The organism is Methylobacterium nigriterrae (assembly GCF_037106235.1).
Classification (GTDB): domain Bacteria; phylum Pseudomonadota; class Alphaproteobacteria; order Rhizobiales; family Beijerinckiaceae; genus Methylobacterium; species Methylobacterium nigriterrae.
Genome location: NZ_JBAWTG010000157.1, coordinates 1 through 9734 on the forward strand (window position 1 = coordinate 1; position 9734 = coordinate 9734).

Annotated in this window: 9 protein-coding genes; 4 read left to right on the forward strand and 5 right to left on the reverse strand. The window is 64.6% G+C overall.

Annotated elements, in window-relative coordinates:
- From WDW90_RS32155 to WDW90_RS32165, 3 genes are all read right to left on the reverse strand, one after another.
- Positions 1–1104, reverse strand: a 1104-nt coding sequence (locus tag WDW90_RS32155; RefSeq protein ID WP_336491662.1) for a GAF domain-containing protein, incomplete at its 3' end; no start/stop codon positions are given.
- 326 nt (positions 1105–1430) lie between these two features.
- Positions 1431–1910 carry a cache domain-containing protein gene (locus WDW90_RS32160; RefSeq protein WP_336491663.1) on the reverse strand — a complete coding sequence of 160 codons (480 nt, stop codon included), beginning with the start codon at positions 1908–1910 and terminating at the stop codon, positions 1431–1433.
- Between the two features lie 565 nt (positions 1911–2475).
- Positions 2476–2787: a hypothetical protein gene (locus tag WDW90_RS32165; RefSeq protein WP_336491665.1), complete on the reverse strand. Its 312-nt coding sequence runs from the start codon at positions 2785–2787 to the stop codon at positions 2476–2478.
- Positions 2788–3754: 967 nt separating this feature from the next.
- On the opposite strand from WDW90_RS32165, the gene WDW90_RS32170 reads away from it, so the two are divergent.
- Positions 3755–3958, forward strand: a complete 204-nt coding sequence (locus WDW90_RS32170; protein ID WP_336491667.1) for a hypothetical protein — start codon at positions 3755–3757, stop codon at positions 3956–3958.
- A 104-nt stretch (positions 3959–4062) separates the two neighbouring features.
- Here WDW90_RS32170 and WDW90_RS32175 read toward each other — a convergent pair whose 3' ends face one another.
- The gene (locus tag WDW90_RS32175; RefSeq protein ID WP_336491668.1) at positions 4063–4230 is read right to left on the reverse strand and encodes a hypothetical protein; all 168 of its coding nucleotides are present in this window, start codon (positions 4228–4230) and stop codon (positions 4063–4065) included.
- A 189-nt stretch (positions 4231–4419) separates the two neighbouring features.
- Between WDW90_RS32175 and WDW90_RS32180 the strand changes: the two genes are divergently transcribed.
- The gene (locus WDW90_RS32180) at positions 4420–4692 is read left to right on the forward strand and encodes a helix-turn-helix domain-containing protein (protein WP_336491669.1); all 273 of its coding nucleotides are present in this window, start codon (positions 4420–4422) and stop codon (positions 4690–4692) included.
- Positions 4693–5411: 719 nt separating this feature from the next.
- On the forward strand, positions 5412–6104 hold the full coding sequence (locus tag WDW90_RS32185) for a phosphatase PAP2 family protein (RefSeq protein WP_336491670.1): 693 nt from the start codon (positions 5412–5414) through the stop codon (positions 6102–6104).
- Positions 6105–6356: 252 nt separating this feature from the next.
- Here the strand turns inward: WDW90_RS32185 and WDW90_RS32190 are convergent, their stop codons facing one another.
- Positions 6357–7295 carry an NADPH:quinone oxidoreductase family protein gene (locus WDW90_RS32190; protein WP_336491671.1) on the reverse strand — a complete coding sequence of 313 codons (939 nt, stop codon included), beginning with the start codon at positions 7293–7295 and terminating at the stop codon, positions 6357–6359.
- Between the two features lie 790 nt (positions 7296–8085).
- Between WDW90_RS32190 and WDW90_RS32195 the strand changes: the two genes are divergently transcribed.
- Positions 8086–9567, forward strand: coding sequence for a lipopolysaccharide biosynthesis protein (locus WDW90_RS32195; RefSeq protein WP_336491672.1), 1482 nt, complete (start codon positions 8086–8088; stop codon positions 9565–9567).
- Positions 9568–9734 lie beyond the last annotated feature (167 nt).

A 9734-nucleotide genomic window follows, 5' to 3' on the forward strand; every position in this document is an offset into this window, starting at 1 on the left:
GGGCAGGTGCGAGCGCGAGGGTTTCAGCTCACTCGCGACCCCCAAGCTGCCGGCCTCCTCCAGGTCGAGCACGACGCAGCCGGACATCAGCGAGCCCGCAATCTTGAGGAAGGCCTGACCGCTCACAAAGGCCTGCACCTCGTACCCGGCGGCCTGCAGGGCATCAACGAGGCCGCGCCGGGTGTCGCCCCCAACCGCGACCACGTAGGCGCGCAGGCCGGTGTCGGTGGTGACATCCTGCGCGATCCCGCCCGCTGACCGGCTCCGTCCGTCAATGCCCGGGATCGGGAAGAAGGTGTCGCGGATGCGGCGCACCGCGCGGTCCGAGGCGCGTTGGATGCGGTACTCCAGAACCAGCGTCTCGCCACCGCCTACCCGCTCCAGCGCCTGCGCGGCGGCGTCGCGGTCCTCCGGGTGGACGCTGGCGAGCCAACGCGCGAGATCCGGCATGTCCTCGGGAGGCATGCCCCAGACCTGCGCGAAGGCCGGGCTGAGGTAATCGAGCTGCCCACTCTCCAGGTCGGCGAGCCAGAGCACGTTCGCCGAATGCTCGGCAAAGCGCCGGAAGCGCTCCTCGCTCGTGCGCAGGTCGCCCACCTTGTGCAGGCGGTCGATCACCGGACCCAGGATGATGGTGTAGGTGCGCAGGAACTCGGTGTCTTGCTGAGTGAAGTCGCGCGGCTCGGTCGCGTCCACCTGCAGCAGGCCGTAGGGCTTCCTGCCCGGCAGGAAGATCGGCGCGTTGGCGAACGCGATGACCCCGGCCTCCTTCATGAACTCGGGGACGTCGAAGCGCTCCTCCTTGCGGAGGTCCTGCGTGATGATGGGCGTGCCTTCCTTGATTGCGAAGGTCTCGGAGTGCTCCCTCATCGGCAGGCGCAGCCGCCCAACGATGCCCGGCTCCCAGCCGACGCCGGCGCGCACGAGCACGCATTGCTCGTCCTGCTGGATCTCCAGGATCTTGGCGCGATGGATGCCGAGGGCCTCGCTCACGAGCCTGCAGGCTTCGGTGAGGACCTCGTCGAGGTTCTCGCTGCGCAGGGCGAACTCGCCGAAGTCGGCCAGCACCTGCTGGCGCTTCATCATCCGCTCCAGGGTGGGCATCGCAGCTCCCCGGCACAGAGCGATCAGGCGCTCGTCAGCGGAGAACCGTGGCTCGGACCCTGCGCAGCACCTCAACCACTTGTGTACGCCCGAGCCAGGGCTGGGTCCAAGCCCGTTCCAATAGGGCTTGCTTCAGTGGACCTTGGCAGGGGCGCGGCGCTGCTCGCGGATTGGGCGTTATGGAAGCTTCCGACCCTGAGCAGCCATCCAGGGTGTCTTCAACCGAGGACCGCTCATTGATGGCATTGCGGACCTTCGAAGAGGTTGCCTCAGCGCTGATAAGCGAGCCGAATTCCCTCACCGTTCTGCCGGAAACCCAGGCGGTGTCAATCGACGTAGACGCCAGCGCCCACGAGCGCTTCGACGCCCTCAACCCGCGTTCCGCAGACGTAGCTCCATTTCACGGTCGAGATAGCCTGACCGGGCCTGGGAAACATGTAATCGACCCAGCCAGACCCAAATTTGCTAACGACCTCCACGAGGTCCACGTGGAATTGCTTCCCGTCAGCATCGCGCTCGTTTAGCATATCCCAACCCTCGCGGTTCGGGTGTCCGGCATTGAGCAGCACGACGCCCTGCATATCCATGGCGAATAGATAAACATCCGCGTAACGCCAAGGCCCACCCTTCTTCCTGAACTCTCCGAACGCTTTGCTGCCCTGTTCCTTCAGAACGGCAGCGGCCTTGTTAACGAGAGCCTCGATCTCCGACGCTTGGTGTGGGACTGGGGATTGCCTCTGCCCGAAAGCAGGAGACGTTGCGGTTAGGACCAGCAACACCGGCCATGTCAGCAGCTTCTTGAACATGCCTCCGCCTGTCTTCGCGTCACATCGATGTGACGACGATGTGAGTTCAGTCCCCGTGTGGTGCTGGTGGGGCGCGACTCGGTTCGGGCTCGTTTGAGCAAGTTCAAGCGACCCGGTGCGCCTCTATGTGACTCTGGTCGGTCCCGCGTCAGGTGGCGGAGCCATTGGAGTGCGTCTCCGGCGAGAGCGTGGGTGCCGCCGGCGGGCGCGATCTCGGCCCCTTGGTCACCCGCTCCAGGAACGGCACCTCCATCAGGAGCTGATCGGCCTCATCCCGGATCTCGAAGGCGCAGGCAACCGGGTTATGCCGATCTCATCCCGCTCCAGACCGTCTGCCGTCCGAAGGTGGAAATAGTAGAGCGTCATCGGACCTCCTTGCCCTACGCTCCCGCAGATCCAGCCGGCTTCGGGGCTGCCGCGTTACGGGTCAACGTTGCAGGCGCTGCCACAGCGCGCTCACCGGGATCGGGCCAATCAGGCCCATTGGCGTCGAGGTGCTGGCCCTCGCGGTCGAGGAGGTGCAGGTAGTTCACGTTGAACAGCGACACGGCCGGCTGGTAAGCCGCTACAAGATCTTCGGCTGGAATGCCCGACGGGGGCCCCGGAGCGGCCACCAGCGGCCGGCCATTGGAACCGAAGAAGTCAGGGGGGTGGCAGCGACCGTGTTGGCCAAGCCGGCGCGCTGCTCCTGGAGCAGGAGAAGGATGCACCTCATCACCTTCAGGATCTGCGCTGACCTCAGTCGCTGCCCCTGACAGGCACCGGCTTCGTCGAGCTGCTTCAGACACTCCTCTGCCGTGTGGATGAGCCACGCGCCCTCTTTGAGATAGAGGTCCATCTCGGCGAGTTCGTGCAAATGACCCTGCGGCGTGTTCATCGCGCTCCCTTTCCGGAGGGGCATACGCGCTTCGAGGGATCAGATCGTGCTCATCGAGCAGCGCCTCAGCTCAGGTGGCGTACGAACCCGAGTCCAGGCCACGTTGCTAGCGGCGAAGGACAGCGAATGGGCCTCAGCGCCTGAAGCCATTCGCCGGACCGCCAGAGTAGCTTCCCGGGTATTGGTATGCCGGATCGACGCTTAGCCTCCGCGCGACCGGGAGCGGTTTAAGGTTCCCTCTGGGAAGGCCGTTGTTCGGCCCGCCGGCGTGGCTTCCAGAGTAGCGCTGCTCAGCCTTGATAGGGCGGCTACTCGCCGAGCCATCAGGAGGGGCCGTTCCCCGAGGAAGAGCATTCGCTGGTCCACCCGCGTGACTGCCAGAGAAGCGATAGGCAGAAGCCTTCTCTGCGGCAGCGCTTCCCGAAACCGCGATCCCAGCGACAAATAGGCAAATAAATGACATGCATGAGCTGCCAAGCACCTTCGCCTCCTAACTTGTGTCTAAATAATCATGCCTCTCTTAAGTAGCTCTACGAGGTTTTTCATGGGAATCATACAGTTTTATTTTATTTTAGCGCGGCCTGAGATGTTGCCGGCAGATCGGGCGCGCTGAAACACGTCAGATGGCGTTCAACCGGCCGCCAGTCGTGTAAGCCGGGAGAGCCGACGGGATGGCCGAGCCAGTCCTCAGGAGAGCCACACAGAGCGCAGCGTTCCAATGGGGCTTGGCCCATTGGACCGTTCCAGAGCCGTTCCGCAGAGGTCGTCCCCGGCGTTTTGGAACGGGCCTTCTCTGGAGTCTCCGAACCTATTGGAACGCTCGCGCGCTCCGGCCGAGCTACGCGCTGTCGTCGGTACGATGTGGGTATGCGCCTGGTGGACCGGGAGGCGAACCGCCGCACGGGCCACGGGAGACCGCCTCCGTCCCGATGCGTTGGCCTCACTCCAGAACCGGACAGGAGCCAGCATGTCAGGCAAGCACCTGAAGACCGACACGCCGACGGACGCCGACCTTAAGGGCAATCCCGGCATCGGCACCTCGAAGGGCATGAGCCGCGGCGTCGACCCCGCGGATCTGCAGGGGGATTCGACCTTTGAGGGCGACGTCGACAACGATACGAAGGCGGACGGCAGCATCGATCCGGATCAACGCCCGCGCAAGAACCCGTGACGCGCAGAGGGCCCGGGCCGGGTCCCGTCACCGCGCGGGTCGGTTCCTTCGGCCCCTGCCGGGCGGGGATCGAGCCGCGCCGCGCTACGGATCCGCCGTGACGATCAGAGCGCCAGCTCGGGCTGGCGCGGACCGTCCGGCTCGTCCTGCGCGAAGCCCGACAGCGACACCCCGATGAGCCGAGCGCTGCGCCGCAGGGGAAACAGGCCAGCGAGCAGGTCGAGGCCGATCCGCCACAAACAGCGCTGAGCGAAGTAGGGGCCCTGCTCCACCTGTCTTCCGAGTAACGCCGCCCGGTTCAGTTTGGGTATGCCCTCAAGCAGACTTGGACCGACCGCCGGCTTCTGCGCCGATTGGGTGTTATGGAGCCGGGCAGCCCGCAGCGTGGCCACCTAATCGAGCCACGTAGCCGATCAAAATGATTGTCCCGGCGCGAGCGGCTACCCATCTCGGCGGCCATCATGACCGCTGACGAATATCGCGCTGTCCTCAAGCAGTTGGACCTCACGCAGGTTGCTGCTGCGACCTTTCTCGGGATCGAGGAAGTTACGTCACGGCGCTGGGCGACGGGCAAGTCACGCGTTCACGGCGCGGCCGAGAAGCTGTTGCGCCTGATGATCGCGATGAAGCTCACACCCGAGCAGGTATCCAAGTGCCTGGACGATCAGCCCGCTGGCCGCGTCAAAGCCTCGGGCGCGGCTTCGGCGTCGGCACCTCGACAAGCTGGCCCGTGAGCGGATTGAGGATGACCATGACGCCCTCCTGAACTCGTGCGAGTGACGAGTTCGCGGACCTAAACGGGCGAAATCGCGACGGTTTCCCGAGTGTAATCCGACGTGGTTAGGGCCCTCTTAACCCTCGGCGGTGACCTTCCCGCTGCCTGTCGCGAACTGTCCTGTCGGCAGCAGGTGCCCCGCCAGCCTTCGGAGCGGTCGGCGGGGGCTCTCATCCATGTGCAGGCTCGCAACTGAAGTCCGGCTTACGACGTTAGGCGCCGTGATTACTGGGGCTCTCGATGAACGACCACGTTGCGGAAGACGGAAAGTGGGCGCAGATCCAACGTGTTGCCCTGGCGCTCCTGTTGTCGAGCCCCATGGTCGTGGGGTTCGGCTGGACCCTGCGGCTCTGGTAGCCACCCGCGGCCGGCGGGATCACGCCTGCAGGTCGTGGAACAGGTAGTAGCCGGTCAGCCGCATGGCCTCGCTCGCCGCATTAGGCCGGAAGCCGGGCGGCAGCTCCGTCGTCGTTGCGACCCCGCCAAAGTCCCAGCTTGGATGTTATGGAGCCGCCCAGTTCCCCTGAGGCTGTCCCATCGGGTGGCCTTGCTCACCGATTAGACGTTATGGTACCAAAAATAAGGAATGCTGGAACATCTGACCACGCCAAGCGCGTCGCCGAGCTGCACACTGAATAGCCAGGACCCTATTCTGGCGCTCTGATCGATGAGCGGACGATGCTTTCTAAGATTGATGATTATGTAGTTCAAGTTGCAGCCACTATAGCTGGTCGTCAGGAATTCTTTGACAAGTTTGCTTCAAGATTTCTCGACCTGAACAGCGTCAAGCTCCTGCCACTAATGGCAATTCTGGTCTATCTTTGGTTTCAAGAAGACGAGAGGAGGCTCGCGCGGGACACAGTAGTCGAAGCCATTGCTGGGATGCTCGCCGCCGTTGCAGTTTCGCGTTTGGCCCAAAACCTCTCACCACTGCGGCTGCGTCCTCTGCACTCGGGCAACCCTGCCTTCGTGGCCCCGATTGGAGCGAAAGCAGATATACCCGAGCACTGGAGTTCCTTCCCAAGCGACCACGCCGCGCTCAGCTTCGCAGCCTCGACAGCGATCTGGCATTTCTCCCGGCCGCTCGGGGCGCTCTCCTACGCGTGGTCCGTGCTGATCGTCTGCTTGCCGCGCATCTACGTGGGCTATCACTACGCAAGCGATGTCTTGGGCGGAGCTGCCATTGGCGTCGTTGTGGTCTTGTGCGTGCGGCTGCTTTTGCCGACCAGAGCCGTCGCGGACCACGCGAGCAGCGTGGCCGCCCGCTATCCTGGTCCGTTCAGTGCAGCGCTGTTCATCCTGATGTTCTTTTTCGCGACCATGTTCGACGACATCAGGCAGGCGTTTTATGGGCTGTTCAAACAGGTCTGAGCCCCACTCACAGAAAGGCCTCTCGTGTAGCTGCGCCGGCTATCAGCGTCACGCGTTCCAATAGGGCTTGTCCCAGTGGAACGTTCCAAGCCGCGCCGAACGCTGTGCCAGGAAAACGACGGTTTTCCAGAGGCTTAAACCTGTTAGGTGTGCATGCTTGGAAATCAAAATGCCGCGCAATCCCGGCCCTTTCGCACGGATTGGGCGTTATGCCCGCGATCCGCGCGGATCGTGGGCATAACTCAAGGATCGTCAGCGATCCGGTGAACTGGCTTCTGCGCGCTGGATAACCACAACCTTGCCTGCCTTGTCGCGCCGTGACGTTGCAGCCAGAGCCTCATGTGCCTGCGCCAGCGAAAATCGAGCGGTCTGCGGCTTCGCCAATGCGCCGGACGCGACCTGCTCAAACAGCGCCGTCCGGGCCGCACGGGCATCCTGCGGCCGGGCAGCAAGGAAATGGCGGATCTCCACGCCCACAAGCGCCGCGCTCTTCAGCAGCGCCAGGTTCGCCGGAAGCGCCGGAATACTCCCGCCCGCAAAGCCGATCACGAGATGGCGGCCCTCCTTGGCAAGCGACCGGAACAGAGCCTCGAAGGTCGTGCCCCCGACCGGATCGACCACCACGTCAACGACGCCTCGCGGCACGGCTGCCCTGATCTCGGCCCGGATGTCCTCGCTTGCGGAGTTGATCGTCGCTTGTGCGCCCAGCGCGCGGGCGCGGTCGCGTTTCTCTGCCGTTGAGGCAGCTGCAACGACGTGTGCGCCGGCCCTGGCAGCAAGCTGCACCGCCGCCGAGCCAACACCGCCTGCAGCGCCCATAACCAGCACCGTCTCACCAGCCAGAACTCGGCCCCGCTCGAGCAGCGCGTAGCGGGCGGTCTGGTAGTCCACCAGCATCGCGGCGGCGCTCGCAAAGTCGAGTTCCGCTGGGATTGGCTCAACCTCGTCGGCCGCCACAATGGCGTATTCCGACAGGCCGCCGCCGAGCTGCCATGTGGCGACGCGGTCGCCTGCAGAGAGGTGGCGAACCCCTTCGCCGGTGGCGTCCACTGTCCCGGCGATCTCCCCGCCCGGCACGTAGGGCAGTGGCGGCTTGATCTGGTAGCGGCCCTGCACGATCAGGCCATCCACGAAGCCGAGCGCCGTCGCCTCGACGCGGATGCGCACCTGACCGGCGGAAGGTGCCGGCACAGCGCGCTCGGTCAGCCTGAAGGCTTCGAGCGAGCCGTAGGCCGTGCCCTCGAAACTCCGCATGTCGCTCTCCGGGCTTCCCACTGACCTGAGCTAGGCGTTCCAATGGGGCTTGCCCATGTGGAACGTTCCGGGCCCGTCCGGCGCCCGTCCCAAGTGGATGCTCCTGCGATTTGGAACGCGCATTCGCGGCGCGTCCAAGAGCCTATTGGCACGGCCACGCATTCAGCGCAGGGCTTCTGCTGTCACGGCGGGGTATACCGATCTGAGACACGCGCCGTGACACACCCTGTTCCTGTTAGAAGGTCCGGTTTCGGGCTTCTGAGACACCTCGCGAGGCAGCCCTAGATCCCTCTGAAACGAACGAGAGGACTGGCGACCTGTCCGCGGGGAGAAATCTTGTCCGTTGGGGTATGCCCTAGCGGAAACGAAGGTCCGTTGGCGCATCCAGATTTCCACTAAGGATGCAGTAGCTCGCACCGCCTGACAGTCGAGCCGAGTCAGACATCGGGTACTGACAGCTTTCCGTCGCTTGCCAAAAACCTTGTGACCGCTTGTGTCAAATATACTTAAGGAATACCTCGGAAGAGGGGGAGGGACACGAGTGTAGATGGTGCCATATCGTGCGCCGGCCCGGTGGATGGGGGCTTCATGCCTCCCAACGCATCCGATGCGGCATTGCTGAAAGGCTTCCTCGTCTCTCATCGGAGGAAGCTCTCCTGAAGAAGACCTGGGACCTTTGTTCTCGTTGAACCGTCCCGTGATCATCCCTACCCGCGAGGTCTGAACCGTGCAGCACCAAGCCAGGAAAGCGCATTTCTGGATGCTTCTCGACGTGCTTGGCGATCAGGGGATCCCCTTCGCGATCTTTCTTGTGATCGCCCGGATGATCGGACCGCACGCCTACGGGACCTTCGCGCTGGCCATGGCCTTCGTCGGCCTGATGAGCGTGGTCATCTACCAGGGCATCGCGGACGCGCTGATCCAAGTGCCAGAACTCGACGAGCGGCACGTCTCGACGGCCTTCTGGATGAACCTCGCGCTCGCCAGCCTCATCTTCCTGCTTGTCCAGGTGCTCGCTGGGCCCGTGGCCAGCCTCTATGGCGCACCCGAGATGGAACCCGTCCTGCGCTGCGTCGCCCTGCTGGCGCCGCTCCAGGCCCTGATCAGCGTCCAAATTGTCCTGTTCCGGCGCAACCTCGATACCTCGGCGCTGGCGCGGCGAACCTTCCTGGGCCGCAGCGTCGGCGGCGTGGTCGGCATCGCGCTCGCCGTTGGCGGCGCTGGGATCTGGTCGCTCGTCGCACTGCAGCTCGTGCAGGCGACGGTGTCAGTCTGGGTGCTCTGGCGCGCGGACCGCTGGCGCCCCCGCCTGATCTTCGACGTCGGGCAGGCCCGAGCCTTCGCGCGGTTTGGCAGCCACTTCATGGGCGCCACCGTGGCCACCGAGCTCGGCACCACGGCCGACAGCCTGCTGGTCGGACTGTTCCTCGACCCCGTGACGGTCGGCTACTATGCGCTCGCGGCCCGGCTGATCGAGATGGCGCGCGTGGTGGTCCTGCTGCCGATGCGCAAGCTGATCATGCCGGTGCTGAGCCGGCTCTCCGACCCGAAGCGCTTCGCCGCCGACTACAATGAGATGGCTTGCTCGGTTCTGGCCGTCTGGATGCCGCTGCTGCTCGCGCTGGGAACGAGCGCCCACATCCTCCCGGTGCTTTTCGGGGCGAAGTGGGAGGGATCCGTCGTCGTGCTGGAGGCGATGAGCTTGGCGGCCTTCACGCTGCCGCTCTGGGCGCTGGTGGGCGACGCGCTCTCGGCTGCACAACGACCGGACCTGTATCTGCGGCTTGCAGCGATCCAGGTCGCTATCCTGGCCGTCGCCATCACAGTCGGGGCGCAGTTCGGGCTGGCAGGCGTCGGCCTCGGCTGGTCGGCAGCATCGGCCTGCATGGTGCCTATAGCCTTTCTCGCGCTGAGGAAGGTTTGTCCCATGCCTTGGGGGCCGCAGCTCGCCTCTGCGCTGCGCGTCGCTTTAGCCGGGCTCGGCTTCCTGGCGGGCTTCCTCGCGGCGTTCCATCTCCTCGCTGCCCTCGGCTGGCCGAGCTGGACGCGCTCGCTTATCGCCACCGGCCTCGGACTGGTCCTCTACACGGGCCTGATCGAGTTCCTCTTCCTGCCGGGCCACGTCACCAGGGGCCTGCGCAGCCTGCGAGCCGTGCTCGTCTCGCGAGCCACTCCTTCAAGCGCTGACCTATCCAGGCCGGCTGTCTGAAGTGGCGCCGTGCAGCTGCATGCGCCTCGCGCATGGCTCAGCTTGTCCATTAGGGTTATACCCCAGCGGACAGGAACAAATTCCAGAACTAGGATCATGCACACTTCCAGACAGTTCGGCCCCTGGCGCCCCGGCCTCGATGCTGCGGAGCTGCGGGCCCGCCTCCG

What these genes read in the sequence shown, in the direction of transcription:
- WDW90_RS32160 (WP_336491663.1), bottom strand. Translation starts at nt 1,910, where the DNA reads ATGTTCAAGAAGCTGCTGACATGGCCGGTGTTGCTGGTCCTAACCGCA.
- WDW90_RS32165 (WP_336491665.1), bottom strand. Translation starts at nt 2,787, where the DNA reads ATGAACACGCCGCAGGGTCATTTGCACGAACTCGCCGAGATGGACCTC.
- WDW90_RS32170 (WP_336491667.1), top strand. Translation starts at nt 3,755, where the DNA reads ATGTCAGGCAAGCACCTGAAGACCGACACGCCGACGGACGCCGACCTT.
- WDW90_RS32180 (WP_336491669.1), top strand. Translation starts at nt 4,420, where the DNA reads ATGACCGCTGACGAATATCGCGCTGTCCTCAAGCAGTTGGACCTCACG.
- WDW90_RS32185 (WP_336491670.1), top strand. Translation starts at nt 5,412, where the DNA reads ATGCTTTCTAAGATTGATGATTATGTAGTTCAAGTTGCAGCCACTATA.